This window comes from Deinococcus sedimenti, from assembly GCF_014648135.1.
Lineage (GTDB): Bacteria > Deinococcota > Deinococci > Deinococcales > Deinococcaceae > Deinococcus > Deinococcus sedimenti.
The window spans coordinates 24,411-49,646 of record NZ_BMQN01000002.1 but is presented as its reverse complement, the minus strand read 5'-3'; the positions used below and the strand labels follow the sequence as shown (position 1 = coordinate 49,646).

The 25,236-nt window shown below is 70.0% G+C and carries 28 protein-coding genes; 10 read left to right on the top strand and 18 right to left on the bottom strand.

The window, feature by feature from the left end; genetic code table 11:
• The first annotated feature begins 225 nt into the window (after positions 1-225).
• From pdhA to IEY69_RS06940, 3 genes are all read left to right on the top strand, one after another.
• Positions 226-1,278: a pyruvate dehydrogenase (acetyl-transferring) E1 component subunit alpha gene (pdhA, locus tag IEY69_RS06950; protein WP_229783791.1), complete on the top strand. Its 1,053-nt coding sequence runs from the start codon at positions 226-228 to the stop codon at positions 1,276-1,278.
• Complete coding sequence (locus IEY69_RS06945) at positions 1,275-2,285, top strand: alpha-ketoacid dehydrogenase subunit beta (RefSeq protein ID WP_189072439.1); 1,011 nt, start codon at positions 1,275-1,277, stop codon at positions 2,283-2,285. The genes pdhA and IEY69_RS06945 overlap by 4 nt, the downstream gene beginning before the upstream one ends.
• A gap of 459 nt (positions 2,286-2,744) precedes the next feature.
• Positions 2,745-4,004 carry a C39 family peptidase gene (locus IEY69_RS06940; RefSeq protein ID WP_229783714.1) on the top strand — a complete coding sequence of 420 codons (1,260 nt, stop codon included), beginning with the start codon at positions 2,745-2,747 and terminating at the stop codon, positions 4,002-4,004.
• A gap of 3 nt (positions 4,005-4,007) precedes the next feature.
• On the opposite strand, the gene IEY69_RS06935 is transcribed toward IEY69_RS06940, so the two are convergent.
• The 7 genes from IEY69_RS06935 to IEY69_RS06905 form a co-directional block, all read right to left on the bottom strand.
• Positions 4,008-5,075 carry a type III polyketide synthase gene (locus IEY69_RS06935; protein WP_189072437.1) on the bottom strand — a complete coding sequence of 356 codons (1,068 nt, stop codon included), beginning with the start codon at positions 5,073-5,075 and terminating at the stop codon, positions 4,008-4,010.
• Between the two features lie 129 nt (positions 5,076-5,204).
• Positions 5,205-6,104, bottom strand: coding sequence for an aldo/keto reductase (locus tag IEY69_RS06930; RefSeq protein WP_189072436.1), 900 nt, complete (start codon positions 6,102-6,104; stop codon positions 5,205-5,207).
• Between the two features lie 101 nt (positions 6,105-6,205).
• On the bottom strand, positions 6,206-6,532 hold the full coding sequence (locus IEY69_RS06925) for a winged helix-turn-helix domain-containing protein (protein WP_229783713.1): 327 nt from the start codon (positions 6,530-6,532) through the stop codon (positions 6,206-6,208).
• Positions 6,529-7,203, bottom strand: coding sequence for a hypothetical protein (locus tag IEY69_RS06920; protein WP_189072435.1), 675 nt, complete (start codon positions 7,201-7,203; stop codon positions 6,529-6,531). The genes IEY69_RS06925 and IEY69_RS06920 overlap by 4 nt, the downstream gene beginning before the upstream one ends.
• Entirely contained in the window at positions 7,200-7,514 is a 315-nt protein-coding gene (locus IEY69_RS06915; protein ID WP_189072434.1) for a hypothetical protein, read from the bottom strand. The genes IEY69_RS06920 and IEY69_RS06915 overlap by 4 nt, the downstream gene beginning before the upstream one ends.
• Before the next feature lie 119 nt (positions 7,515-7,633).
• Positions 7,634-8,434 (bottom strand): nitroreductase family protein, encoded by an 801-nt coding sequence (locus tag IEY69_RS06910; RefSeq protein WP_189072433.1) that lies wholly within the window; start codon positions 8,432-8,434, stop codon positions 7,634-7,636.
• Positions 8,435-8,477: 43 nt separating this feature from the next.
• On the bottom strand, positions 8,478-8,801 hold the full coding sequence (locus IEY69_RS06905) for a hypothetical protein (protein ID WP_189072432.1): 324 nt from the start codon (positions 8,799-8,801) through the stop codon (positions 8,478-8,480).
• Positions 8,802-8,876: 75 nt separating this feature from the next.
• On the opposite strand from IEY69_RS06905, the gene IEY69_RS06900 reads away from it, so the two are divergent.
• On the top strand, positions 8,877-9,350 hold the full coding sequence (locus IEY69_RS06900) for a hypothetical protein (RefSeq protein WP_189072431.1): 474 nt from the start codon (positions 8,877-8,879) through the stop codon (positions 9,348-9,350).
• Positions 9,351-9,362: 12 nt separating this feature from the next.
• Here the strand turns inward: IEY69_RS06900 and IEY69_RS06895 are convergent, their stop codons facing one another.
• Both IEY69_RS06895 and ndk read right to left on the bottom strand, forming a co-directional pair.
• Positions 9,363-10,400 (bottom strand): GGDEF domain-containing protein, encoded by a 1,038-nt coding sequence (locus IEY69_RS06895; RefSeq protein ID WP_229783711.1) that lies wholly within the window; start codon positions 10,398-10,400, stop codon positions 9,363-9,365.
• A gap of 182 nt (positions 10,401-10,582) precedes the next feature.
• Entirely contained in the window at positions 10,583-10,999 is a 417-nt protein-coding gene (gene ndk / locus IEY69_RS06890; protein WP_058975395.1) for a nucleoside-diphosphate kinase, read from the bottom strand.
• A 154-nt stretch (positions 11,000-11,153) separates the two neighbouring features.
• On the opposite strand from ndk, the gene IEY69_RS06885 reads away from it, so the two are divergent.
• From IEY69_RS06885 to IEY69_RS06870, 4 genes are all read left to right on the top strand, one after another.
• Positions 11,154-13,106, top strand: a complete 1,953-nt coding sequence (locus IEY69_RS06885; protein WP_373291004.1) for an ABC transporter permease — start codon at positions 11,154-11,156, stop codon at positions 13,104-13,106.
• Complete coding sequence (locus IEY69_RS06880) at positions 13,106-14,020, top strand: ABC transporter permease (RefSeq protein ID WP_189072430.1); 915 nt, start codon at positions 13,106-13,108, stop codon at positions 14,018-14,020. The genes IEY69_RS06885 and IEY69_RS06880 overlap by 1 nt, the downstream gene beginning before the upstream one ends.
• 123 nt (positions 14,021-14,143) lie before the next feature.
• Positions 14,144-15,130, top strand: a complete 987-nt coding sequence (locus IEY69_RS06875) for a helix-turn-helix domain-containing protein (RefSeq protein WP_229783709.1) — start codon at positions 14,144-14,146, stop codon at positions 15,128-15,130.
• 456 nt (positions 15,131-15,586) lie between these two features.
• Positions 15,587-16,687, top strand: a complete 1,101-nt coding sequence (locus IEY69_RS06870; RefSeq protein ID WP_189072820.1) for an AI-2E family transporter — start codon at positions 15,587-15,589, stop codon at positions 16,685-16,687.
• A 185-nt stretch (positions 16,688-16,872) separates the two neighbouring features.
• Here IEY69_RS06870 and rplQ read toward each other — a convergent pair whose 3' ends face one another.
• From rplQ to IEY69_RS06830, 8 genes are all read right to left on the bottom strand, one after another.
• Positions 16,873-17,223, bottom strand: coding sequence for a 50S ribosomal protein L17 (rplQ, locus tag IEY69_RS06865; protein WP_046843183.1), 351 nt, complete (start codon positions 17,221-17,223; stop codon positions 16,873-16,875).
• A gap of 27 nt (positions 17,224-17,250) precedes the next feature.
• Positions 17,251-18,252, bottom strand: coding sequence for a DNA-directed RNA polymerase subunit alpha (locus IEY69_RS06860; protein WP_189072429.1), 1,002 nt, complete (start codon positions 18,250-18,252; stop codon positions 17,251-17,253).
• A 14-nt stretch (positions 18,253-18,266) separates the two neighbouring features.
• Positions 18,267-18,887: a 30S ribosomal protein S4 gene (gene rpsD / locus IEY69_RS06855; RefSeq protein ID WP_189072428.1), complete on the bottom strand. Its 621-nt coding sequence runs from the start codon at positions 18,885-18,887 to the stop codon at positions 18,267-18,269.
• Positions 18,888-19,028: 141 nt separating this feature from the next.
• A complete protein-coding gene (rpsK, locus tag IEY69_RS06850; RefSeq protein ID WP_046843186.1) occupies positions 19,029-19,424 on the bottom strand; it encodes a 30S ribosomal protein S11 in 396 nt (131 codons plus the stop codon).
• Between the two features lie 3 nt (positions 19,425-19,427).
• The gene (gene rpsM / locus IEY69_RS06845) at positions 19,428-19,808 is read right to left on the bottom strand and encodes a 30S ribosomal protein S13 (protein ID WP_189072427.1); all 381 of its coding nucleotides are present in this window, start codon (positions 19,806-19,808) and stop codon (positions 19,428-19,430) included.
• 2 nt (positions 19,809-19,810) lie between these two features.
• The gene (gene rpmJ, locus IEY69_RS06840) at positions 19,811-19,924 is read right to left on the bottom strand and encodes a 50S ribosomal protein L36 (RefSeq protein ID WP_012693977.1); all 114 of its coding nucleotides are present in this window, start codon (positions 19,922-19,924) and stop codon (positions 19,811-19,813) included.
• Positions 19,925-20,038: 114 nt separating this feature from the next.
• Positions 20,039-20,281: a translation initiation factor IF-1 gene (gene infA, locus IEY69_RS06835; protein WP_012693978.1), complete on the bottom strand. Its 243-nt coding sequence runs from the start codon at positions 20,279-20,281 to the stop codon at positions 20,039-20,041.
• Between the two features lie 131 nt (positions 20,282-20,412).
• Positions 20,413-20,952, bottom strand: a complete 540-nt coding sequence (locus IEY69_RS06830) for a PadR family transcriptional regulator (protein WP_189072426.1) — start codon at positions 20,950-20,952, stop codon at positions 20,413-20,415.
• 78 nt (positions 20,953-21,030) lie between these two features.
• Here IEY69_RS06830 and IEY69_RS06825 point away from each other — a divergent pair, with 78 nt between their 5' ends.
• Both IEY69_RS06825 and IEY69_RS06820 read left to right on the top strand, forming a co-directional pair.
• Positions 21,031-21,519 carry a DUF4188 domain-containing protein gene (locus tag IEY69_RS06825; protein ID WP_189072425.1) on the top strand — a complete coding sequence of 163 codons (489 nt, stop codon included), beginning with the start codon at positions 21,031-21,033 and terminating at the stop codon, positions 21,517-21,519.
• A 37-nt stretch (positions 21,520-21,556) separates the two neighbouring features.
• Positions 21,557-22,780, top strand: a complete 1,224-nt coding sequence (locus IEY69_RS06820; protein ID WP_189072424.1) for a hypothetical protein — start codon at positions 21,557-21,559, stop codon at positions 22,778-22,780.
• Here IEY69_RS06820 and IEY69_RS06815 read toward each other — a convergent pair.
• The gene (locus IEY69_RS06815) at positions 22,763-25,189 is read right to left on the bottom strand and encodes a putative bifunctional diguanylate cyclase/phosphodiesterase (RefSeq protein WP_229783707.1); all 2,427 of its coding nucleotides are present in this window, start codon (positions 25,187-25,189) and stop codon (positions 22,763-22,765) included. The two genes, IEY69_RS06820 and IEY69_RS06815, sit on opposite strands and share 18 nt — an antisense overlap.
• Positions 25,190-25,236 lie beyond the last annotated feature (47 nt).

Below are 25,236 nucleotides of genomic sequence, written 5' to 3'. Positions count from 1 at the left end.
CGCAGTGACCGGCTGCTGAACCAGCGCCGCGCGCCCTGAAGCAAGCACTGACGCGCCCGCACCCGCCGCCTCAGATTCCGCGCACGCCCCCAGACAGGAGACTTCATGACCCCAGACGCCAACCTGGCTGCCCCGCAGCCCCACGCCCCAGCAGAGTCGCAGGACACCGCCCCCGGCTACGCGGCCGCGCAGGCCGCGTACGACGCCGCGCAGCAGGACACCAGCATGGTGCAGTGCCTCGCCCCGGACGGCTCGGTCGTCCGCGAGGACCTCCTGCCCGAACCCGAGATCCGCCTGGACCTGTACCGGCAGATGCGCCGCGCCCGGCACTTCGACGAGCGCGGCTGGGTGCTGTACCGCCAGGGCCGCCTGGGCGTCTTCCCGCCCTTCGGCGGCATGGAGGCCAGTCAGGTCGGCACGGCCGCCGCGCTGACCAAGGACGACTGGCTGTTCCCCACCTACCGCGACACCGGCGCCGCCCTGACCCTCGGCCTGCCCATCGCGCGGACGCTCGCCTACTGGCGCACGAGCCCGCACGGGTGGCACATGCCCGCCGACCTGAAGGTCCTGCCGTTCTACATCCCGATCGCCACGCAGTACCCGCAGGCGGTCGGCGCGGCCCTCGCCGAGCGGCGCCAGGGCACCCGCAACGTCGCCATGGCCTTCATCGGCGACGGCGGCAGCAGCGAAGGTGACTTCCACGAGGCGCTGAACTTCGCCGGGGCCCTGAACGCCCCGTGCGTGTTCATCCTCCAGAACAACGGCTGGGCGATCAGCGTTCCCACCCGCACCCAGACGCGCGCCACGGATCTCAGCCGCCGCGCCGACGGGTACGGCATCCCCGGCGTGCGCGTGGACGGCAACGACGCGCTCGCCACGTACCACGTCACCCGTGAAGCTGTTGACCGCGCCCGCAACGGCGGCGGCCCCACCCTGATCGAAACCGTCACGTACCGCGTCAAGCCGCACACCGTCGCCGACGACCCCAGCCGCTACCGCAGCGAGGCCGACACCGCCGGCTGGGACGCCAAGGACCCCGTCACGCGCCTGCGCACCCACCTCCTGAACGCGGGCCTCATGACCGAGGCCAGCGAGGCCGCACTGCTCGCCGAGATCGCCGCCGAGTTCGAAGCCGCCCTCGCCGAGGCCGACAGCTACCCCGAACCCACCCCCGCCGAGATCCTCGACCACGTCTTCGCGGAACCCACCCCCCAGCTGAAAAAACAGCGCGCGGAGATCCTCGCCGAGCACGCGCAGGACCAGAAGGAGCAGGCATGACCGCCACCGCCACCCCCCCCACCGGCACCAAGAACATGACCATGGTCGCCGCCATCAACGACGCCCTCGACATCGCCCTCGCCGCCGACGACACCGTCCACATCTTCGGCGAGGACGTCGGCGTCATGGGCGGCGTGTTCCGCGCCACCGACGGCCTCCAGGCCAAACACGGAGAAGGGCGCGTGTTCGACACGCCCCTCGCCGAAGCCGCCATCGTCGGCATGGGCATCGGCATGGGCCTCGCGGGCCTCAAACCCATCGCGGAAATCCAGTTCGCAGGCTTCCTCTACCCCGCCCTCGACCAGATCCTCTCCCACCTCGGCCGCTACCGCCACCGCACCCGCAGCCGCTACCACCTCCCCATGGTCATCCGCGCCCCCTACGGCGGCGGCGTCCACACCCCCGAACAACACGCCGACAGCCCCGAAGCGATCCTCGCCCACACCCCCGGCGTCAAAGTCGTCATCCCCAGCACCCCCGCCGACGCCAAAGGCCTCCTCCTCAGCGCCATCAACGACCCCGACCCCGTCTTCTTCTTCGAAGCCATCAAGCTCTACCGCAGCGTCAAAGAAGACGTCCCAGTCGGCGACTACCGCGTCCCCATCGGCAAAGCCCGCATTGTCACCCAAGGCGACGACGTCACCGTCATCTGCTACGGCGGCATGGTCGAAGTCGCCCAGAAAGCCGCCGCCGCCGCCCAGGCCGCCGGAATCGGCGTGGAAGTCATCGACCTGCGCACCCTCGTCCCCATGGACACCGACACCATCATCACCAGCGTCGCCAAGACCGGCCGCGCCATCATCGTCACCGAAGCACCCCGCACCGCCGGATTCCACAGCGAAATCGCCGCCGTCATCGCCGAGGAAGCCATCGAACACCTCCGCGCCCCTATCGTCCGCGTCACCGGCTACGACGCGCCCTACCCGCCCTTCACCGCCGTTGAGGACGTATACCGACCCAACCCGCTGCGCGTCGCGAAGGCGATCCGGCAGGTCATGGACTACTGACCCGACAAGTGCGCGCGTAAGGGGTGCGCCTGCGGCGGGCTGCCCCACCCCCCAGCCCCCTACCCCAGAGGGGCAGGGGGAGCTTACGTTGCACTGGGCAGGTATTTCTCTGGCTTGTCGGGTGGGTGACTGGCGGGGACGGCCACTGATGGGGCTGCATGCCTCCGGGTTCGCCGCTTGCGCCCCGCGCGCTGCGCGCCTATGAGCGAGTGCGCCTACGCCAACGAATCAAGATGAGCGAGGGGCCGCCCCCGAGCGGTCAGGGCCAATGGCGACGGGCTCGGTTGCCACGACGGTCACGTGGCTCTGTGTCTTGGTGCGTGTCGGAAGGTTCTACTTTTTGGGCTTCAGCTGTGGCGGGCTTCTCGCGGGTGTCGCGGCGCACTCGTGCCGACAGCGTGACCTGCGCGACCTTCTCGCCTCAGGGGTGGATCATGAAGGGCGGGGACGATGGATGGAATGCCTTCCCCTGCCCTGCTGCTGACTGCTGCCCTGCTCGTCGGGGCGGCTGCGTTCGGTGTCACGCGCTTCCAGTCGGGTGCGGAGGCACAGACCGCCGCCCCTGGGCAGGTCACGGTGCCTGCGCTGCCGCCCGCTGCGGAGCCCGCGCCCGTCACCCCCGCACCGGGCGAGCCGGAGCCCATCCCAGAACCCGCCCCTGAACCCGAACCCGTCACGCCCACTCCGCTCCAGGTGCCGCCGCCCACGCCGGAGGTCACGCCCGCGCCTCCTCCAGCCGCGCCTGCCCGGGTCCTGCCTGTGCGGGCTAGCGTCACGGGCATCCGGCACGAGTACCAGCGGCTGAACAACTGCGGGCCGGTCACGATCGGCATGGCCCTGAGCCGCTGGGGGGGCACGCTGAACCAGTACGACATCGCCCCGAAACTCAAGCCGTCGAAGGGGGACGTGAACGTCTCGCCGGAGGAGCTCGCGGCGTTCGCGCAGGCGCAGGGCATGGACGTGCACCTCGCACGCGGCGGGGACCGGACGCTGCTGCGCTCCCTGCTCGCGTCGGGCATCCCGGTGATCGTGGAAACGTGGTTCGTCACGCCGGACTCGGGCGGGATGGGGCACTACCGCCTGCTGACCGGCTACGACGACGCCAGCGGGCAGTTCAGCGCGCTGGACTCGTACCTGGGGCCACTGCGGATGGACTACGCGAAGTTCGACGAGCAGTGGCGGTCGTTCGGGCGCACGTACCTGATCGTCACGCCACCCTCGAAACGGGCGGTCCTGGCGGGCGTGCTCGGTTGGCGGGCCGACCGCGCGCAGGAGAAAGCCGAGACACTGCGAGTCGCCGGGCGCGAGGCGGAACGGCGCAACGACGCCGTGGGCTTCCTGACCCTGGGGCAGGCGCAACTGGACGCCGGGGACGCCCGCGCCGCCGCCCGCACCTTCGACCGGGCGTTCGCGGCCGCGCCCGACCGCACCCTGGACCCCACCCGGCCCGCATGGGTTCAGGGCGGCCTACCGTGGCGCGCCCTGTGGTACTCGTTCGGGCCGCTGGAGGCGTACACCCGCACCGGCCAGTACGCGCGGGTCCTGACCCTGACGGGCGCGGTATTGCGCTCGGTGCCCACGCACGAGGAAGCGCACTACTGGCGCGCCCGCGCCCTGACTGGCCTGGGCCGCACCGCCGAAGCGCAGGCCGCGTACCGCGAAGCACTCCGCCTGCGCCCCGGCTACGCGGAGGCGAGGCGGGAGTTGAACCGGCTGTAACAGTCAGCCGGGGAAGTTCAGGAGGACGTGTTCGGCGCTGAAGCCGGGTCCCATGGCACTCAGGAGGGCGCGGCCCTGGGGGTGGGCGCGCAGGGTTTCCTGCAGGACGAACAGGACGGTGACGCTGCTCATGTTGCCGTAGTGGCGCAGGACGTGGCGGCTGGCGTCGAGCGCTCCGGCGGGGATGTTCAGGGCCTCCTCGTAGGCGCTGAGGACTTTCACGCCGCCGGGGTGGACGACGTAGGTGTCCACGGTGTCCTGGCTCCAGCCGTGTGCGCTCAAGGCGGCCTGCACGTTCTCGTGCATCATGCCGCGCACCAGGGTGGGGATGTCGCGGCTGAAGCGGACCTTCAGGCCCTCGTCCACGACGTCCCAGCCCATGATGTCCTCGCTGTCCTCGATCAGGGTGGAGTACGCACCGCACAGTTCAGCCAGGGGGGCAGGGCCGGGTTCGTCGGGATGGGCGAGGACGGCGGCGGCGCCTCCGTCGGAGAAGAGGGCGGTGCCGACGAAGTTGCTCTTGGTCTCGTCACCGTGCACGAGGGTCAGGCTGCACAGTTCCACGGCGACGTACAGCACGCGGCGGTACCCGGCGCGGACGAGGTCGGCGGCGCGGGCCAGTCCGCTGGCACCCCCGGCGCAGCCGAGGCCCCACACGGGCAGTCGCGCGGCGTGCCGGTTGATCCCCAGGTGCTCGATCAGGTCGGCATCGAGGCTGGGGGCGCTGATGCCGCTGGTGTTCACGACGACGACGGCGTCCACGTCGGCGGGCGTGATGTGCGCGGCGTCCAGCGCCTCTTTCGCCAGTCGGCGGGTCAGGGCGCGGGCTTCCTGCACGAAGACGGCGTTCTTCTCGCCGAAACCGCGTGGGGTGAGGTACCAGTCGAGTGGGCGGGCCAGGGCGCGCGTGTCGATCATCGCGTTCGTGAAGACGTCCAGCAATTGCGGGCGGGCAGCCATGCGCGGGAAGAGGGTGCGGGCAGCCTCCTGCACCTGCGTCTGCGGCGTCAGGTGCGGGGGCGTGCCCGTCACGAGGGCGCGCAGGTGGGGGGTCAGGGGCATGCGCCGCATTCTGCGCGCCTTTGGCCGGGTGCAGGGGGAACACGCGCCACGGTTGGAGGTTCAGCAAACGTCCATGCACGACTCACCGCGCCTCACCGTCAGGGAACGGGGGCGCGGTGAGGCGGGGAGTCTATGCGGTCAGTTCTGCTGTTTCTCCCATTCCTGACGGCCGACCTCGTCCAGCGCGCGGAAGTCCTCGTCGGTCAGGGTGAGGCGGGCGGCGGCGACGTTCTCCTCGAGGTGTCTGACCTTGCCGGTGCCGGGGATGGGCAGCATGACGGGGCTGCGACGCAGTACCCAGGCCAGTGCCACCTGGGACGGCGTGGCACCTAGGCGCATGGCGATATCGGTCAGGACACTGCCTTCCCTGGCGAGGTTCCCGGCGGCGAGCGGGAACCAGGGGATGAAGCCGATGTGTTCGCGCTGGCAGTAGTCCAGCACGTCCTCGCTCTTGCGGTTGGCGAGGTTGTAGAGGTTCTGCACGGTCGCGACCGGGAAGACGGCGCGGGCGGCCTCGATCTCCTCGACGCTCACCTCGGAGAGGCCCGCGTGGCGGATGACGCCCTCGTCCATGAGTTCCCTGATCGCGCCGAACTGCTCGTCGCGCGGCACGTTCGGGTCGATGCGGTGCAGCTGCCACAGGTCGATGCGGTCCACGCCCAGGCGGCGGCGCGAGAGGTGCGCCTGCTGCTTGAGGTACTCGGGGCGGCCCACGGGAATCCACACGTTCGGGCCGGTGCGGGCCAGGCCGCCTTTCGTGGCGATCATGACGCGGTCGTAGGGGTGCAGCGCCTCGCGGATGAGTTCCTCGCTGACGGCCGGGCCGTAGCTGTCGGCGGTGTCGATGAGATTCACGCCGAGTTCCGGCAGGCGGCGCAGGGTGGTCAGGGCGCCCTCGCGGTCAGTGGGGTCGCCCCACACGCCGTCGCCGGTGATGCGCATCGCGCCGAAGCCCAGGCGGGTGACGGTCAGGTCCCCGCCGATGTCGAAGGTGCCGCTCGGGGCGGCACTGGGGGTGCTGGGGGTGGTGTCGGTCATGGTGGTGCCCTCCAGGGAGGCATTCTGCGCCGCCCACCTGCCTGGGCGCGTGGCAGTTTCCTCAAGGGAGGGTGAAGCCCGGCCGTGCGCGGTGCGGGACGTCAGGCAGGTGGGGGCGCGGCGCCGCGCAGGGCGGCCCAGTAGGTGTCCAACGTCTGCTGTCCCAGCGGCGTGATGCGGTAACTGGTGACGGGCAGCTTGCCCCGGAAGGCCTTGTGCACTTCCAGATACCCGGCGTCTTCCAGTTTGGCGGCGTGACTGCTGAGGTTGCCGCGGCTGAGGCCCAGCGCAGCTTCCAGGTACTTGAATTCCACGTCCTGCGCGCCCGCCAGGACGCTCATGATGGCCAGGCGAACGGGTTCGTGAATCACGCGGTTCAGGCCCAGCAGCGCGTTGAGAGTCTGGGATTCGGGCGGCGCGGTGCTCACTGGAGGGGACTCAGGTTCAGGCGGGCGCGCAGGTCACGCAGGTCGGTGGCCACTCGCCGGGCCTGCGTGTGCTGCGTCCACCCGAGCCGGATCAGACCCAGGGACAGCGCAGTGATAACAAACCACTGCGCGGTGACCCGCCAGCCCTCCGTGAAGTCGGTGTGTCCGGCAACGAGTGCCCCGCACAGCAGCAGCAGGCCAAGACCCACGGTGCGGGTGTCGGATCGGCCTGTCAGGCGGACGGTTCCGGTCAGGGCGAGCAGCAGCGCCAGTCCGGACGGAACGGTCAGGGGCGCCAGCGCCGGGAAGGCTGACCCGATCAGCCCGGTGCGTTCCGCCAGCAGCGCAAGCAGCGTGCCCGCTGCCGCGCCAGCCAGCAGGCCCCACGCGAAGCCGCGCTGTGAGCGGGTCTGTTCGGTCACGGCCCCGAGGGTCTGGTACTGCCGCCGCGTCAGGCGCACGAGGGTCACGAAGCCGGCGCTGACGGCGGCGGCCCACAGCATCAGTGCGGGGGCGTTCAGGTCGGCGCGGGCCAGCAGGTAGGTCAGGGGGATGGTCACCGCGCCGTACAGGTGCCCCAGCCCCAGCGCGCTGGCCGAGTAGCGGCTGTACCGGGCTGTCAGGTCCTGAAGGCGGGCGTAGTCGGCAGGGTCGGGGTGATGGGCGGTCACGCGTGCCCTCCCCCACGCCGGGTGCGCGCGGCACCCGGAGCGCAGAGGGCGACGAGCAGGCCGCTCAGGAGCAGCGGGGTCTGGGTGGTCAGCAGGCCCAGTGCGAAGAGCAGGGCGCCCAGGCCCAGCAGGACACCGGCGGGACGGGAGCGGCACGCCGCGGCGATCAGGACTCCGGCAACCGTGATCACCCACGCCCAGGTCGTGACCCCGAATCCGGTCTGGTGGACGGTGCCCAGGGTCGCCAGGGTCAGCAGCGGGATCAGGGCGCGGCGTCCCTCCGGCGCGGTGATCTGCCAGGAGGTGGGCATGCCAGACGGTGGGTGGGGATGGGACATGCATGAAGTTTGCGACACAAACCAGTTTGGCGCAAGCAGAAATGTGGGGCTTCCTCTTCGCTCCCAGCTCCCCCTATCGTCCCTGGGTTCCTTCAGAACCCCTCTGCCCCGGGATCGCGTTCCGGCTGGTCGCAGGTGTCGCGGCCGACGAACTGATCGAGGCGTTTGCGGTGGCGGCTGCTCCAGTCGATGCTGGGCCGCGCCTGCTCGTGCGGCAGGTACCCCAGGCGGTACACGGCCATGAGTTCCAGGTCGTCCGGGACGCGCAGCAGGTCCTGGATGGCCTGCCAGTGGCGGGGGATCTCCATGGGCGTGCTGACGAACTGGATGCCCATGCCGAGCGCGCCGACGGCGTTCCAGATGTTCTCCATGGCGGCGCCCAGGCCGAACACGGAGTAGAAGCCGGACAGTTCGCCGGGGCGGTACTCGCCCTTGTCGAGCAGGGCGGCGAGCAGCAGGGGGCTGCCCGCGACGAGTTTGCGGTTGTCCTCCCCGAGTTTTTTCGGGACACCGAGTTGCCGCATGAGTTTCAGTCCGGCGTCGCTGAACACCTGCCGCGTGAAGGGTTTCAGCGGGCCGGGCAGGTGGTCAATGTGGATGCCGTCGCGCCGGTCCTCCATTTCCTGCTGCGTGAAGCGGAAGTAGCGGCGGTAGCGTTCGAAGAACACGCCGCCCTCGATGAGTTCGGTCATGCTCTGCCCGGCGATGGCGGCGACCTGCGCAATGGTGCCCGGGTTCTCGATCAAGACGAAACGCCACGGCTGGCTGTTGAAGTGGCTGGGCGCGGCCTGCGCGACGCGCATCAGGAGGTGCTGGTGGTCGCGGCTGACCGGGTCCGGGCGGAAGGGGCCGTTGGTGGTGCGCCGCGCGAGCATGCCGTCGATCAGGTCCATGCGGGCAGGCTAGCAGTGTGGGCAGACTGGCCACGCGGGCCGCTCAGGTGCCCCAGGAGGTCAGGGCTCCGGCGGTAAACGCGGCGGCACCCAGCAGGGCGCGCTGCCAGTGGTCGGCGCGGCCCGGGCGGGTGCGGGGCATGCTCAGCAGCAGCGCCAGCGCGGGCAGCAGCGCCCACGCGGCGGCCCCGGCCCGCCACGCCAGTCCCACGCTGAGCAGCGTCCCGGCGCAGGTCAGGAAGAACAGCGCGTGGTGCGGCCAGCGGGCCGCGTCCCGCCGCCAGCCGAGTTGCAGGCTCAGGCCCAGCGCCAGCAGCGCGCTCAGCAGCGCGGCGGTGACCAGCAGGGCGAGGTGGTGGGGGCTCACGCCTCATGCTGGCACGGCCCGGATTGGCGCGTCGCATGACAGATGCCCTGCCGGGGTGGGTGTACGTTCGGGGGCATGCGCCCCGTTCACCTGCTGCTGCCCCTGCTGCTCCTGACTGCCTGCAAGCCCGGCGGTGCGGCCAGGGACGGGACGGAGGGTGAGGATCTGGTCGCCAGGACCCTGTTCACGGCGACCGGATCGTTCGACGCGCAGGCGGACTCCCGCGAGCGGATCGGGGGTGGGCTGCGCCGCGCCACGTGGACCACCCGCCCACCGCTGGACGCGCAGGGCGTGGTGGTGCAGTACGACAGTGATGCGCGCCCGCTGAGCTGGATGCTGGACATCCAGTCGCCCCGGTTTACCGCTCAGGAGCTGGCCGGTCCGGACGCGCAGGCGGTCACGACCCCGCAGGGCGAGGCGCTGCACCCGGCGACCGGCTCGCGGCTGGGCGACACGCTGATCCTGACGACCGCGCAGGGCCTGCGGGTGGTCACGCGCGGGTACGCCACGCAGGAGGACGCCGCGCTGCTGCCCGCCTTCCGCCGCTGAAGCCCCAGAGGCTCAGCGGACGGCGTTGCGGCCGGACCGTTTGGCGTTGTACATGGCGCTGTCCGCCCGGGCGAACAGGTCCTCGGCGTTGTCCTCGGCGCCGCGCAGGGAACTGACGCCGAAACTGGCGGTGATGTCCAGGCCCGCGATGGGTTCGTCGGCCACCTCGGCGCGCAGGCGTTCGGCGACCACCAGGGCGTCGGTGCGGGCCAGTCCCGGCAGGATCAGCAGGAATTCCTCGCCGCCCCAGCGGCCCACCTGCCCGCCCGAGCCGCCCACGCTGCGGCGCAGCCGCTTGCCGAACGACCGCAGCACGTCGTCGCCCGTGCCGTGCCCGTGCACGTCGTTCACGCGTTTGAAGTGGTCGATGTCGGTCACGATGATGCTCAGCGGCACGCGGTTGTTCAGCGCCTGCTGGATGCTGCGCTGCAGTTCCTCCTCGGTGGCGCTGCGGCCCAGCACCTCGGTCAGGCCGTCCTTGCGGGCCGCCTGCAGGCGCGCGTCGGTCTGCACGTGCGCGCTGAGGTTCTGCTCGATGAACGTCATGAACGAGAAGGCGATCAGTCCGGTGCCGCCCATCACGATCGCGGCAGTCAGCCAGTCCGCGAGGTTGCTGGGGTCCGGCGGGCGGTTCAGGGCCAGGCTGACGCCTATGCACAGCAGACTGACGACGTTCACGGCGGTGCCGAGGCGCCAGCCGAACACCAGGTACGACACCAGGACGTTCATCGTGAGCCACAGCGTCAGGTGGAAGGGCATGTCGCCCCAGGCGGCCGCGCGCGGAATTTCCAGGATGGCGACCAGCAGGTACCCGACGCTGGTGACGGCGTACACGCCCTGCACCGCCTGTGGGCGCAGCAGGGTGGTCACGGCGGTCAGCAGGGCCACGATGGCCGCGATGTTCTTCGGGTTGGTGAGGGCCATCAGCCCCTCGCGGGGCGGGTCGACCAGCGCGGTCAGTCCGGCGTACAGCAGGTAGGCGAGACTGGCGCTGCACACCACCATGACCCGGCTGCGCTGCAGCAGCTGAGGAAGTGGCAGCGCGTTCAAACGGGCTTCACTCCTGGGGTGGGGGGGCGCTTGGACATGAACTGCCCTGGATTCTGTCACGTCCCCCGGGAGGCGTCGACTCCACTTGCTGGGGGAACACCCGGACGAGGTGGGCCGCAGGCTCACAGAGAGACGTGCCCCGCAGCTGACGGGCAGGTGCGGGGCACGTCCGGGTTGAGCGGTCAGGCGAGCAGTTCGCCGTCCTTGAAGAACAGGGCCAGTTCACGCGCGGCGCTCTCGGTGCTGTCGCTGCCGTGCGTGACGTTCTCGCCGGTGGTGGTGGCGAAGTCGGCGCGGATGCTGCCGGGGGCGGCGTTGGCGGGGTTGGTGGCGCCCATCATGGCGCGCCAGCCGGCAATGGCGTTCTCGCCTTCCAGGGCGATGGCGACGACGGGTCCGCCGGTGATGAAGTCCACCAGTTCGCCGAAGAAGGGGCGCTCCTTGTGCTCACCGTAGTGCGCTTCGGCGGTCTCGCGGGCGATGACCATCTGCTTCAGGCCGACGACGCGGTAGCCCTTGCGCTGGATGCGGGCGAGAATTTCGGGGGTCAGGCCGCGGCGGACGCCGTCGGGTTTGATCATGGCAAAGGTGCGTTCCATAGCGTTCCCGAGGATAGCAGTCCGGCACGTGACGCGTGTCATCCCGCCCCGTGACGAGCCCGTCGGACGGGAGCGCCCGGCAGGTGCCGCCCCCCCCGGCGCGGAGGGCGCGCGCACCTGTCCAGACTTAGGTGAAACCCCGTACAATAGGAAAGTGACCCACGATTCTCCCCCTCGCCCATCTGGCGACGCGGCCCGGATTGCGCTGATCGCCTGCGCGGTTGCCGCCCTGGGCATGCTCCTTTTCCCCCTGGCCACCCTGGGCCGGGGCTTCAGTGCCGACGCCGTCCTGCTGCACGTCACGGGCAGCGTCATGAACCTCACCTCCAACCAGCAGGCGCCGCTGCCCCCCACCGGCACGGTCCTGGCCCTGGCCTGGGCCACGCTGGGCACGCTGATCGTGACCCTGCTGGGCGCCTGGCAGCGTCAGCGCTGGTACTGGATGACGGGCCTCCTCACCTTCGGGCTCGCCACGGCCGCCGTGGTCGTGCTGGGCGGCGCGCTGGATGACCAGAGCCAGCGTGTCCTGGCTGACACCACCCTGCGGCCCGGCGCCAAGCGGCAGCTGGGGAACTTCTACGCCAGCGGCGGGATGAACCTCGGCCTGTTCCTGCCGGCCCTGGCCGGTCTGATCGCCGCCGGGGCCGGACTCACCGCCCGGGACTGGTGGTGGCAGACCTTCAACCGCATGCGCAGCCTGCTGGTGCCGGTCGCCGCGATCGGCCTGGCCATCCTGGTCGGCGCGGTCGTCGTGCTGATCGTGCAGCCCAGCATCAACCAGAGCGCCACGCCGCTGGGATTGTGGGGCACCTGGCTGGCGAAATCGGACCTGGTGTACTTCGTGTACTCCACGCTGTTCGCGCCGGTCACGGCCCTGAACCCGCTGCTGGACAGCCTGAAGATCGCCACGCCGCTGATCTTCACCGGCCTGAGCGTCGCGTTCGCGTTCCGCACCGGCCTGTTCAACATCGGCGCGCCGGGCCAGCTGACCATGGGCGCCATCGCCGCGATGCTGGTCGGCGTGTACGGCCCACCCAGCCTGGGCTACGGCCTGCTGGCCCTGAGCGTCCTGGCGGCCGGCGCCGGCGGCGCCCTGTGGGGCGCCATTCCGGGCCTCCTGAAAGCCCGCTTCGGGTCCAGCGAGGTCATCAACACGATCATGCTGAACTACATCGCGTCGTCGGTGCTGGTGTTCCTGATCGGCAGTGATTCCTTCCCGTTCCTGGGCCGTGAGTACAACCAGCCGCTGAAGGCGGAGGGCTCGAACCCGCAGAGCGAACTGCTGCAGAACGAAGCGCAGCTGCGCCCCCTGCTGGAAGTCCTGAATGTCGGACAGAACGGCCAGGTGGCCCTGAGCGTCGGGCTGCTGGTCGCGCTGGCCGCGTTCGTGATCGTGCGCCTCCTCGTACGCAAGAACCGCACCCTGATCGCCCTGGTGGCCGCCGCCGTGCTGGGCGCCGCCACGTGGCGCATCGGGATTCCGGTCAGCGTCACCGGCAGTCAGCTGAACGGCGCGTTCCTGATCGCGCTGCTGTGCGCCGCGGGCTTCGGCATGCTGATGTGGCGCACCGCCGCCGGGTACGCCCTGCGCGCCGTGGGCCTGTCCCCCAAAGCCGCCGAGTACGGCGGGATCAGCGTCGCGAAGAACACCATCCTGGCCATGACCATCGCGGGCATGTTCGCGGGTCTGGCCGGCACGCACTACGTGAACGGCGGCGCGCTCGACGAGTACCGCCTGAAGCAGAACATGCCCGTGAACGTCGGCTTCGACGGGATCGCCGTGGCCCTGATGGGTCAGAGCACCCCGGCAGGCGTCGTGGCGTCCAGCGTACTGTTCGGCACCATCGACACCGGCGCGGTCAGCGTCACCACCAAGCTCGCCAAGGTGAACAGCGACATCGTGACGGTCCTCAAGGCGTTGATCGTGCTGTTCATCGCCGCCGGGGGCTTCCTGAGTCGCCGCGTCACCTCTCCCCCACCGCCGGCCCTGGCCGCCGCGGCGGACCGCCACGCCACGCCCGCCGCCGTTGAAGTCAACAGGCCCCTCACCCCGCAGCCGAACGTGGCCCAGGCCAGCGAGGACATCACCCGGGAAGGCAACAAATAATGGACGGCCTCATCGCACAGATCTTCACCACGGCGTTCCTCGCCACCTTCATCCGTAGCGTCGTGCCGCTGCTGCTGACTGCGCTGGGCGGCCTGTTCAGCGAGCGCAGCGGCGTCGTGAACATCGCCCTGGAAGGCCTGATCATCTTCGGCGCGCTGGCCGCAGCGGTCAGCACCCATCTGCTGACGCCCAGCCTGGGCACTGCGGCCCCCTGGGTGGGCTGGCTGGCCGGGATGCTGGTCGGCGGGCTGATCGCGTGGATACACGCGCTCCTGAGCATCAAGTACCGCGCCGATCAGGTCATCAGCGGCACGGCCATCAACCTGCTCGCCACCGGCGTGCCCGCCGTGGTGCTGACCGCGCTGTACGGCGTGTCGAACGAGAGCCCCAAGGTCGAGTACGCGCTGCCGCTGTGGGGCGCGGGCGAACTGCGTTTCTCGCCGCCCGTGTTCTTCGCGTTCCTGGCGGTGGCGGTCACGTGGTACGTCATGTACCGCACGCCGTACGGCCTGCGCCTGCGCGCCACCGGCGAGCAGCCCGGCGCGGCGGCCAGCATGGGCGTCAACGTGCGCCGCATGCGCTACAGCGCCGTGATCCTGTCCGGCGTGCTGGCCGGGACGGCCGGGGCGTTCCTGAGCATCGGGAACCTCGATTCGTACGTGCGGAACATCAGCGCCGGGGCGGGCTTCATCGCGCTGGCCGCGCTGATCTTCGGGCAGTGGAAACCGCTGGGCGTGCTGGGCGCCACGCTGCTGTTCGGGCTGCTGCAGGCCCTGAGTATCGCGCTGGGCGGGCAGAACCTGCTGCCCAGCACGCTGGTGCAGGCGCTGCCGTACCTGATCACGATCCTCGCGCTGATCTTCACGGGTCGCAGCCGTGCACCCAAGGCGCTGGGCCGCCCCTACGACGGCTGAGTCCTGCTTTCTCCCCGGACCGGGCGCCTCTGCTACCGCAGGGCGCCCGGTCTTTCGCGGCGGCGGTCATGCCCGGTCCCTCACAGCGCCCCGCCAGGGGAATGGGATACTCTGGACGGCACCGTGACGAGTTTCGGAGCAGCACTACGACAGGCCCGCGAGGGCATGGGGCTCAGCACGCAGGACGTCGCCCTGCGCACCAAGATCCGCGGCGATTACCTGCGGGCGCTGGAAGAAGGCAACCTCACGGCCCTGCCGGAACGCACGTTCGCCCGCTCATACCTGACCCGCTACGCCCGTGAACTGGGCCTGGATCCGCAGCCACTCCTGGCAGACTTCGATCGCGTGCTGCCCGCTCCGGCCGGATCGTCATACACGCCCCGCGTGACCCCCGCCCGGCGGTCGGCGCCTCCGCGTCGGCTGGCGCTGTGGGTGGGGGGGGCCGTGCTGCTCGGCGCGGCCGCCTTCCTGGTGCAGTCACGCCTGACTGCGCCGGCCATCCAGGCCGGCACCCCGCCGGGCACGACGGCGGTGGCACCGGAACCGGTCGTGAAGGCCTCGACCACGGTGCGCCTGACTGTGAAGGTCACGCCGCCGGGCGCGCGCGTGTTCCTGGATAACCGTGACCTGGGCCGCGCGCCGATCCTGGCGTTCCCGGTGGACGCCCGCACGCAGGCGGAACTGCGCGTGGAACTCGCGGGCCGCGCGCCGCTGCGGCAGGCGGTGGATGTCAGTCGCAGCCGGGACCTGCGCGTGACGCTGAACGCCCCCGGCAAGGTCAGTGTCCTGAGCGACGCGGCGCAGCCCACCCCGGTCCGCCAGGCCTCGAAGCCCGCACCCGGCGCCCCCACCACCCCGGCCAGCGGCGCGGCCCAGCCTGCGGCGAAGCCCAGCGTGAAGATCACGTACAGCGGCCCGTCGTGGACGCGAGTCACGGACACCGCCGGCCGGATTCTGTTCGAGGGGACCCCACCGGCGGGGACGGTGAAGTCGTTCGCGAAGGGCGTGACGATCCGCACCGGCAACGCGGCGGCCGTGCAGGTCAGCGTCAATGGCGGGCCGGAAAGTCCGCTGGGGCAGGCCGGTCAGGTCGTGACCCGCACGTTCTGACCGCGGCGTCCAGTGTCATGACGGGGGGATCGATTGGCCCCTCCATCGCACTGGACACCGCTGCGTTTTCACAGCAGAGTTCAGAGGTATTGAGGGTATCCCTCAATACCTCTGAGTCGAGCAGAGCGAGCACCTGAGAAGGACAGCGGTTGTAAGTGGAATTGAAGGGCGTGCTGTTGGCCCTTCAATGAAGCTGAAACCCGCTGTCAGAGATTCGCTCCGCTTGATCCAGACTCGCAGGTGTACGCGGTCGGGCGAGTGCGACCGAAACGAGTTCCGCGCCCGGAGTGGGCCGACCGGTGACGGGCCGACCTGGGGTCGCAACAGACGGAATCGGTTTGAACAGTCCGCGCGGCGGACTTCCGGCGGGGCAGGCGGGGTGCCGCCCGGTAGAGTGGGGGCGTGTCGCGTTCCTCCCGGTCCACTCCCCCTCCGTTCTCCGCGCCGCCACCGTCCATGAATGCGTTCCAGTACGTCTGGCGCAGTCCGTGGGTGCGGGCGCTGGTGTTTCTCGTGGCCTTCTACGTGCTGTGGCGGTTCATCGGTCAGATCCGCACGGTGCTGATCGATTTCGGCGTGGCGTTCCTGATCGCGTACCTGGCCAATCCGCTGCTGAACTGGCTGGAACGCGGCCGGGTCCGGCGCGGGCTGGGCGTGTTCTTCGTGGTGCTGATCTTCGCGGGTCTGCTGAGTCTGGCGGGCCTGCTGCTGGCGACCGTGTCCGGTCAGCTGGTCACGCTGATCCAGAAGCTGCCCGAGCAGATCGGTTCGCTGGGCGACGTGCTGGACCGCGTGACGTCGTGGCTGTCGGACCGGGGCGTGCCGGGCCTGACGAACTCCCGCGAGCAGCTGATCACGGCGGCGCAGGACTACGTGCAGAACTTCGGGAAGAACATCGTGCCGATCCTGCAGAACGCGCTGTCCTCCACCGGGACGCTGCTGAACAGTCTGGTGTCCATCGGCGGGGTGGTGGGGCAGGTGCTGCTGATCCTGCTGATGAGCATCTACCTGATGATCGATTACAGCCGCGTGAACGCCGCCATGCTGAGCGTCTTTCCGCGCCCCTGGCAGCCGCGAGTGCTGGAGTTCACTGATCTGGTGGGCACGGCGGTCGGCGGGTACGTGCGCGGGCAGCTGCTGATCGCGTCGTTCATCGGGGTGTTTGTGTGGCTGGGCCTGACCATCGTGGGGATTCCCAGTGCCGCCGCCATCGGCTTCCTGGCGGGCGCGTTCAACATTGTGCCGTACCTGGGGCCGATCATCGGCGCCACCCCGGCGATCCTGCTGGCCCTGACGCTGCCGGGCGCGTGGCTGAAGATCGTGGCGGTGATCGTGGTGTTCGTGGCCGCCAACCAGATCGAGGGGAACTTCCTCAGTCCGTACATCCTGAGCCGAACGACGGACCTGCACCCGATCACGGTGCTGGTCGCCATTCTGATCGGCGCGTCGCTGCTGGGCTTCGCCGGGGCGCTGCTGGCTGTGCCGCTGGTCGCGCTGGGCAAGCTGATGCTGCAGCGGTACTACTACCCCAGTCGCGTGTACACCGACGGGCCCTGACCGCAGCGGTCAGCGGCGTGGAAGGGATGCCGTCCACGCCGCTGATTCCGCAGTGAGGCCCGGTGCCTCCTCCCGTGTGGGGGAAGTGCCGGGCCTCTGCCGTGACCCCGACCCGGACCGGCGGCGTGGGATAGCAGGGGCCCGCCCTCACCGGTGGGTGGGGGCGGGCGCAGGGGGTCTGGGGTTCAGACCAGTTCGATGAGGGCCATGGTGACGCCGTCACCGCGGCGGGTGCCGACGCGCAGGATGCGGGTGTAGCCACCGGGACGCTCGGCGTACTTGGGGGCCACTTCGTCCATGACTTTGCGCAGCACGGCGTTGTCGTGGATGTCCTGGGCGACGAGGCGGCGGGCGTGCAGGTCGCCGCCCTTGGCGGTGGTGATCAGTTTCTCAACGAAGGGGCGAAGCTCTTTGGCCTTCGTGAGGGTCGTCTGGATGCGGCCCTCGCGCAGCAGGGCCGTCGCCTGGGCGCGGGCCAGGGCGGTGCGGGCGCTGCTGTTGCGGTTGAGCTTGCGACCGGCTTTACCGTGACGCATGGTGTATCTCCTTGGGGGTCAGTCGGCTCAGTCGCGCAGGGCGAGGCCGAACTGGGCGAGTTGCTGCTTGATCTCGTCGAGGCTGCGCTCGCCGATGCCGGGAACCTTTTTCAGGTCGCGGTCGGACAGGGCGCACAGGGCGTCCACGCTGTCGATGCCTTCTTCCTTGAGGGAGTGCAGCACGCGGGTGGTGAGGCCCAGACCTTCGAGGGTCACGCGGGGGGAGTCCATCTCGGCGGGGTAGTCGCCGGGGTTCAGGTTCAGGCTGGCGGTGCTGGGCGGCAGGTCGTACACGTTCGGCGCGGTGGGCGCGGGGGTGTAGACGGGCTGCTGGTACTCGGGCACGGCGGCGGGGAGGGTTTCCACGTTGCCGAACACCGTGAGTTCCTCACGCAGGATCTCAACGGCCTTGTCCAGGGCGTCCTGGGGGCCGGTGCTGCCGTCGGTCCAGACGCGCAGGATGAGTCGGTCCAGGTCGGTCTGCTGACCCACGCGGGTGTTCTCGACGTGGTACGCCACGCGGCGCACGGGGGAGAACACGGCGTCGACGGGGATCGAGTTGATGCGGTCTTTGGTGGCGTGCTTGTCCGCGGGGACGTAGCCTTCGCCTTCCTCGACGCGCACTTCCATGACCAGTTTGCCGTCCTCGGCGAGGTTGGCGATGACCAGGTCAGGGTTGACGATCTCGGCGTCGCTGGGGACCTCGAAGGCGCTGGCCTTGACGACGCCTTCGCCCTGCGCGCGCAGGGTGAGGGTCTTGGGACCGGTCGCGTGGAATTTCACCACGAGTTCCTTGAGGTTCAGGATGATCTGGATGACGTCTTCCTTGACGCCGGGGATGGTGGAGAACTCATGCAGGACGTCCTCGATGTACACGCTGGTGACCGCGGTACCGGGGATCGAGGACATCAGGATGCGCCGGATGGGGTTCCCGATGGTGACGCCGTAACCGCGCGTGAGCGGTTCCAGGACGAACTCGCCGTAATCGCCGTCCACGCGGGCCTTGAGTTGAGGGCGCTTTTGATCCACTGGGGCCTCCTGATTTAGCGCGAGTAGTACTCGATGATGAAGTTCTCGTTGATGGGCAGGGCGAGGTCTTCACGCGCGGGGAGGCGGGAGAAGGTGCCCTTGAAGTTCTCGGCGTCCAGTTCGACCCAGGGGCTCACGCGGCGGCGCTTCTGCGCTTCCATGTTCTCCTGGATGAAGCCGATCTTGCGGCCCAGGTCGGTGACGGTGATCTCGTCGCCGATCTTGACGCGGTAGCTGGCGATGTCGACCTTCTTGCCGTTGACCATGATGTGGCCGTGGCCGACGAACTGACGGGCCTGGCGGCGGGTGCTGGCGAAGCCCATGCGGAAGACGACGTTGTCCAGGCGGCGTTCGAGCAGCTGCAGGAACACGGTGCCGGTCACGCCGGGGACGTTGGCCGCTTCCTCGAAGAGGTTACGGAACTGCTTCTCGCCAATGCCGTACAGGCGGGCGAGTTTCTGCTTTTCACGCAGACGCACGCTGTAGTCGCTGGGGCGGCCGCGGCCACGGCGCTGGCCGTGCTGGCCGGGCGCGTAGGGGCGCTTGTCCAGGTACTTCTGGACTTTTTCGGTCTCCGCGAGGTTGATGCCTTCGCGGCGGCTGAGTTTGGTAATGGAACCACGGAAACGACCCATGTCTTACTCTCCTTGCGGCGCTTCCCCTTGGGGAAGGCCGGGTCTGCGGCCCTCTGTTGCCCGCCTCCGTTGCCTGTGGTGAGGCTTACGTCACCGTGTGGTGAGCGGTGGAGGCGGGGCAGGTGGGCGCGCGCGTGCGCGTTAGGCGCGGAACTTCTTCTTGGGGCGGCAGCCGTTGTGGGGCACGGGGGTGTCGTCCATGATGGACTTCACTTCGATGCCCGACGCCTGGATGGCGCGGATGGCCTGCTCGCGGCCGGAGCCCGACCCGCGCACGATCACGTCGACAATGTTCATGCCGAAGGTCTGCTGGGCCTTCTTGACGGCGTCAGCGGCGGCCAGCTGGGCGGCGTAGGGGGTGCCCTTCTTGCTGCCCTTGTAGCCGATCGTCCCGCCGCTGCTCCAGGCAACGCTGTTGCCGTCGAGGTCGGTGATGGTGACGATGGTGTTGTTGTAGCTGGCGTGCACGTATGCGCGGCCAGCGCTGATGTTGCGCCGGGCGCGGCGCGGGGTCTTGCCTTTGGTGCTCTTCGCCATGGCTTACTTCCTCGTGGCCTTTTTCTTGCCGGCGACGGTCTTGCGGGGGCCCTTGCGGGTGCGCGCGTTCGTCTTGGTGCGCTGGCCGCGCACGGGCAGACCGCGCCGGTGACGCAGGCCGCGGTAGGCGCCGATGTCCATCAGGCGCTTGATGTTCTGGCCGACTTCGCTGCGGAGGTCACCTTCGACCTTGTAGGTCTTCTCGATGGCTTCACGCAGGGTACTCTGCTCGCCTTCACTGAGGTTCTTGACGCGGGTGTCCGGGCTGATGCCGGTGCGCTCCAGAACTTCCTTGCTGCGGGTCAGGCCGATGCCGTAGATGTAGGTGAGCGCGATTTCGACGCGCTTTTCGCGGGGCAGGTCAACGCCAGCAATACGCGCCATGATTAACCCTGCCTCTGCTTGTGCTTGACGTTGGAGCAAATGACCAGCACGCGCCCGTGGCGGCGGATCACTTTGCAGTTGTCGCACATCTTTTTGACACTGCTACGAACTTTCATTGCTTCCTCCTCGCGCCGCCGCGCCGCGCGCCCCATCATGGGTGCGTGACTGGCAGCGCTCGACCCCCCGCCCACCTCTGCGGGTGGGGAATCTGTTGGGTACTTCGGCTGGGGTTATTTGCGGTAGACGATGCGTCCGCGCGTCGTGTCGTAGGGACTGATTTCCAGAACCACACGGTCCCCGGGCAGGATGCGGATGTAGTGAATACGCATCTTGCCGCTGATGTAAGCCAGGATGTCGTGCCCGGTATCGAGCTTCACGCGGAACGTGGTGTTCGGCAGCGCCTCTTCGACCACGCCCTCGGCCCGCACGGTATCGGACTCTTCCTTCTTACGCTTTTCCCGCTGTTCCGGCATCTTTCGTCTCGCCACGCAACCTCCAGGCCTGATACAAGCCAAACGTAAAGGTATCATGGCCCTTCACGGAACGGCAAGACCGGGGGGTGGATGGTCGGCGGGTGACCTCACCCGATCCACCGTGCGTTCGGTTATTCGGGACGCAGTCCGTCGAGGACTTCCTGCCAGAAGGTGAGGCAGGCCTGCTCGTACAGTTCACCCATCCGCAGCGTGCGGGTGAAGGGCGGCCGCTCCGGCCACGGGCAGGGCTCACCGCCGAGCATGTCGCGGTAGGTCGCGAGACGTTCCTGATGCTGCCGGAGCTGCCCGGCGGCCAGGGCGCGCAGGGCCGCGTGGTCCTCCTCGGGCGTGAAGAACATGCGCAGCAGGCCCGGGTCGCGCAGTTCGGGCATCCCGGCCGGGCTGCGGCGCCAGTCGGCCAGTGCGGCGCGGCCCGCATCGGTGACGGAGTACAGGCGGCGGCGGCGGCCCGATTCCTCCTGGGTCTCGGCCAGCAGGCCCAGCGTGACGAGGCGCTGCGGTTCGGCGTACAGCTGCGAGCGCGGGAAGGACCAGAAAAAACCGACCGAGTCGTCCACCCAGCGCTTGAGGTCGTAGGCGGTGGCGGGTCCCGCGTGGTTCAGGAAGCCCAACACGATGAAGGCGGAGGGGCCCAGGGTTGCGTCCGGCATGGTCGCAGCGTACCATCAGAGTAGACCGTCCAGATTAGACCATTCACCCTGGATGATGACGGTCGCACCGGAGGCTCCATGACCCGCACATCCACCCCCGACCACCGCCCCACCCGCCTGACCGCCGAACTGGACGGTCCCTTCGCCGTGTTCCTGATCGGCGCCCGCATCAACCAACCCTGGAACGTCCCCGCGTGGCTCCCGATCTTCCGCGCCATGCCCCGCATGCTGCGCGAACTCCAGACCCGTCCCGAACTGGGCCTGCTGGGCGGCCAGACCCACGGCGGCACCCTGATCCAGTACTGGCGCAGCGCCGAACACCTCCACGCCTACGCACACGCCCGCGACCACGCCCACCTTCCCGCGTGGCGGGCCTTCAACCAGACCGCCCGCCGCCACCCCGGCGCCGTCGGCATCTGGCACGAGACGTACCTGATCCAGCCCGGCGCCTACGAGACCGTGTACGTGGACATGCCCCCCTTCGGCCTGGGCCGCGCCGGAACCCTGACCCCCGCCACCGGCCGGCGCCAGAGCGCCCAGGGCCGACTGAACGCACAGGCCACCTGAGCGCCCCCAGGGTCCACACGCGTGTCAGGCTGCATCCATGCACCCCACCGCCATCCTGCGTGACGCCCTGCCCCTGATCGCACAGCGCCCCCACCTGTGGCCCGGCTTCACGCCAGAGCGGACGCCGCTGCTGACCTTCGACGGCACGCACACGTGGCTGCACCACGCCGATCCGGGCAGCGACGGCTGGACGCAGGTGGACGGCGCGTGGGTGTGGCCGGGCCGCCACCCGGCACTGAGCGCGCACACCGCCGTCACCCTGCCCGGCGGGCTGATTGCGGCGGGCGTGCTGCTGCCTGACCTGCCGCTGCCGACCGAACCCGCGCAGGCGGCGCGGACGCTGGCCGCCACACTGATTCACGAGGCCTTCCACGTGTACCAGGGCGCCACGCCGTCCCCCGCGTGGCCCGCCCTGGAACTCGCCGCACTCACCTACCCGGCCGACGCGGACATCCGCCACGCCCGCGCCGAGGAGACCCACTGGCTGCGACTGGCCCTGCACGCGGGGGACGGGGACTGGATCACCCCGGCGCGGCACGCCCTGCACTGGCGCACGCAGCGGCACGCGCGGCTGAACGCGGATCACCGCACGTTCGAGACCCGCATGGAGACCACCGAGGGCCTCGCCCAGTACGTCGAGACGCGCTTCCTGGGAGACCACCCCGACCTCGACCCGGACGCGGCGCCTCAGCAGACCCCGCGCTTCTGGAGTTACCGCAGCGGCGCGGCGCTGGCGCACCTGCTGGACCGCACCGGCACGCCCTGGCCTGCCGAGGTCCTCGCCGGGCGCCCGCTGGCCGACCTGCTGACCGGACAGGTCGGGTCTCCCCTGCCCGCCGCGCCCCACCCGCAGCGACAGCGGGCCGCGCAGGCCGCCGCCGACGCGCACCACGCGGACCAGCGCGCCCGGCTGGAGGCCTTTCACGCGCAGCCCGGCCCCACCCTGCACCTGAGCAGCGCGGGTGGCCTGCGGTTGGGTGGCTTCGACCCCATGAACCTGCACCCCGTAGAACCGGGCACCTTCCTGCACGCCCGGCACGTTCAGGTGCGCGGCCCCGGCGCCCAGGTGCTCACGGTGGGCCACCCCGCCCTGACACGCGGCCCGGACCTGTTCAGCGTGCAGGAGGTCACCCTGAGGGACCTCCCCACCCCGCACCGTGAGGACGGACGCTGGCTGGTCCACACACCCACCCTGACGATCGACCTGCCCGCGGACGCCGTGCAGGTCACGCCGGACGGGTGGTCAGTCCGCCTGCCCTGACGTTCCAGGCCCGAACGGTCCCCACACCAGATCATCCGGCGCCGCCGGACGAGAGACGTAGAACCCCTGGATCAGGTCGCAGCCCCACTCGCGCAGGTCCCGCCACTGCTCGGGCCGCTCGACGCCCTCGGCGACGACCTGCACGCCCGCCTCGTGCGCGAACGTGATCAGCGCCCGCACGATCGGCCGCGACGACCGCGCCGGCGGCGGCGCGTCCTGATCCTCGATGAGGGACCGGTCGATCTTCAACCACTGCGCCGGCAGGCGGTGCAGGCGGCTGATGCTGGAGTACCCGCTGCCGAAATCATCCAGCGCCAGCGGCAACCCCAGGCCCGCCACCCGCTCGGCGTTGTCGTCACCGCCGGTCCCGCCGAACACCGCTCCCTCCGTGACCTCCAGCATCAGCGCCTGCGGGTCCAAACCGAACTCCGCCAGCACCCCGCGCACCACCTCCGCGAATTCCGGCTGCGCCAGCTGACGCGGCGCGACGTTCACCGACACGCGCAGCTCGGGCCGGTTGCGGCGCCACACCTGCAATTGACGCGCCGCCTCGCGCAGCACCCACGCGCCCAGCGGCACGATCAGGTCCGTGCCCTCCATCAGCGGAATGAACCGGCCCGGCGGCACCAGCCCCAGCTGCGGGTGCTGCCAGCGCACCAGCGCCTCCAGCGCCCGCACCTCGCCCGTCGCGGCGTCCACGATCGGCTGGTAGTGCAGGCAGAACTCCTCGCGGTCCAGCGCGACCCGCAGCGCCTGTTCCAGCTCCATGCGTTCCAGCGCCGACGCACTGAGATCCGCGTGGAACCGCCGGACCGCGTGCCGGTCCTGCTTGGCGTGATACATCGCCAGGTCCGCGTTCTTCTGCAGCGTGCGGACGTCCTCGCCGTCATCGGGCGCCACGGCCACCCCGATGGACGCCGTGACCGCCCACTCGCGCCCACCCAGCCACACCGGCGCGCACAGCGCCCCCAGGAGACGCTGCGCGGCCAGTTCCGCCTCCTCGTGGGACCGCACGCCGCGCAGCAGGACCGTGAACTCGTCCCCACCCTGCCGCGCCACCAGATCCCCCTCGCGCACCGCGCGGCGCAGGCGCTCGGCCACCTCGATCAGCAGCAGGTCCCCCATGTCGTGCCCCATGGTGTCGTTCACCTGCTTGAAATGATCGAGGTCGATAAACAGCACGCCCAGCGTGCGGCTGGTCGTCACGGCGTGATGCAGTTCCGCCTCGAACCCCGCGCGGTTCACCAGCCCGGTCAGCGCGTCGTGCCGCGCCTGATGGGCCAGTTGCGCCTGCGCCTGCTGCAGGGCCGCGTTCGCGGTCGTGAGTTCCGCGCTGCGCAGCCGCTCCTGCTCGGCGCGGTGCGCCAGCTGCTCCAGCTTCATCTGCGTGGCCGCCACCTGCGTGCGCCGCTGCAGCACGTCCGTCAGCGCCTGCCGTTCCAGGTCCGCCGCGCGCCGCGAGTGGTGCAGCGCGCCCGGCGCGTCCCCCTGGGTCTCCAGCAGCAGCGAGAGTTCCTGATGCGCGTCGATCTGCCGGAACGTGACACCCAGTTCGTCCGCCAGCGCCGCCGCCCGCTCCAGGGTCGCGCGGGCCGACGGGGCGCCCAGCGCCAGCAGCGCCCGCCCCTGCAACACCAGCGCGTCGCACAGATTCTCACGGTCCCCCAGTTCCCCGCTGCCCTGCAGGGCGAGTTCCACGTCCCCGAGCGCCTCGCCCGGGCGGCGCAGGCCCAGCAGGTTCGCGGCGATGTTCGCGTGCAGCAGGAACTCGTGCTGCCGGTACCCACGTTCCTGCGCGCGGACCAGCGTCTCGCGGTTCAGGGCCAGCGCCTCCTCGAACCGGTCCAGGTAATGGAAGTCCAGCGCCGCGTTGATGGACGCACTCGACCGGATCAGATCGTGCCCGATCTCACGCGCCAGGTCCAGCGCCTCCTGGTGGTACGTGAGGGCCGTGTCGAACTCCCGCAGGTCCAGGTACAGGTTCCCGATGTTGTTCAGGGACCGCGCCTGCGCCAGCCGGTCCCCGGTCGCCTGCCCCAGCTGCAGGCAGCGCAGGTGCCGGTCCATGGCCGCGCCGTACTGCCCCTGCTTCACGAAGGTGATCGCCTGTCCGTTCACGGCGCGGGTCTGCGTGGCCGACGCGCCGATCCGCGCGGCCTGCGCCTCGCTGGCCCCGAACAGCCGCAGCGCCTCGGGGTACTCCGCCAGGAAGAAATGACCGTATCCGCACAGCATGCGCGCCCGCGCCTCGCCCGCCTCGTACCCGAGGTCGGTGGCCAGCGCCAGGGCCGACCACGCCAGTTCACGAGACTGCTGCATGGACGTCATGAGGACCGCGTCGGCCTCGTCGTTCAGGCGATCAACGTCCAGCCAGGACCTGACCGGCCGGGGGGATTGGGGCTGCTCCACTCGCGCATGGCCTCCTTTGTACCGTGCCCCACACGATACCGGCCTGC

Bases quoted from the DNA above. Each gene is read 5' to 3' on its own strand.
- pdhA (WP_229783791.1), top strand. From the start codon at position 226: ATGGTGCAGTGCCTCGCCCCGGACGGCTCGGTCGTCCGCGAGGACCTC.
- IEY69_RS06945 (WP_189072439.1), top strand. From the start codon at position 1,275: ATGACCGCCACCGCCACCCCCCCCACCGGCACCAAGAACATGACCATG.
- IEY69_RS06940 (WP_229783714.1), top strand. From the start codon at position 2,745: ATGCCTTCCCCTGCCCTGCTGCTGACTGCTGCCCTGCTCGTCGGGGCG.
- IEY69_RS06935 (WP_189072437.1), bottom strand. From the start codon at position 5,075: ATGCGGCGCATGCCCCTGACCCCCCACCTGCGCGCCCTCGTGACGGGC.
- IEY69_RS06930 (WP_189072436.1), bottom strand. From the start codon at position 6,104: ATGACCGACACCACCCCCAGCACCCCCAGTGCCGCCCCGAGCGGCACC.
- IEY69_RS06915 (WP_189072434.1), bottom strand. From the start codon at position 7,514: ATGCCCACCTCCTGGCAGATCACCGCGCCGGAGGGACGCCGCGCCCTG.
- IEY69_RS06910 (WP_189072433.1), bottom strand. From the start codon at position 8,434: ATGGACCTGATCGACGGCATGCTCGCGCGGCGCACCACCAACGGCCCC.
- IEY69_RS06900 (WP_189072431.1), top strand. From the start codon at position 8,877: ATGCGCCCCGTTCACCTGCTGCTGCCCCTGCTGCTCCTGACTGCCTGC.
- ndk (WP_058975395.1), bottom strand. From the start codon at position 10,999: ATGGAACGCACCTTTGCCATGATCAAACCCGACGGCGTCCGCCGCGGC.
- IEY69_RS06880 (WP_189072430.1), top strand. From the start codon at position 13,106: ATGGACGGCCTCATCGCACAGATCTTCACCACGGCGTTCCTCGCCACC.
- IEY69_RS06870 (WP_189072820.1), top strand. From the start codon at position 15,587: ATGAATGCGTTCCAGTACGTCTGGCGCAGTCCGTGGGTGCGGGCGCTG.
- rplQ (WP_046843183.1), bottom strand. From the start codon at position 17,223: ATGCGTCACGGTAAAGCCGGTCGCAAGCTCAACCGCAACAGCAGCGCC.
- rpsD (WP_189072428.1), bottom strand. From the start codon at position 18,887: ATGGGTCGTTTCCGTGGTTCCATTACCAAACTCAGCCGCCGCGAAGGC.
- rpsK (WP_046843186.1), bottom strand. From the start codon at position 19,424: ATGGCGAAGAGCACCAAAGGCAAGACCCCGCGCCGCGCCCGGCGCAAC.
- rpsM (WP_189072427.1), bottom strand. From the start codon at position 19,808: ATGGCGCGTATTGCTGGCGTTGACCTGCCCCGCGAAAAGCGCGTCGAA.
- rpmJ (WP_012693977.1), bottom strand. From the start codon at position 19,924: ATGAAAGTTCGTAGCAGTGTCAAAAAGATGTGCGACAACTGCAAAGTG.
- infA (WP_012693978.1), bottom strand. From the start codon at position 20,281: ATGCCGGAACAGCGGGAAAAGCGTAAGAAGGAAGAGTCCGATACCGTG.
- IEY69_RS06830 (WP_189072426.1), bottom strand. From the start codon at position 20,952: ATGCCGGACGCAACCCTGGGCCCCTCCGCCTTCATCGTGTTGGGCTTC.
- IEY69_RS06825 (WP_189072425.1), top strand. From the start codon at position 21,031: ATGACCCGCACATCCACCCCCGACCACCGCCCCACCCGCCTGACCGCC.
- IEY69_RS06820 (WP_189072424.1), top strand. From the start codon at position 21,557: ATGCACCCCACCGCCATCCTGCGTGACGCCCTGCCCCTGATCGCACAG.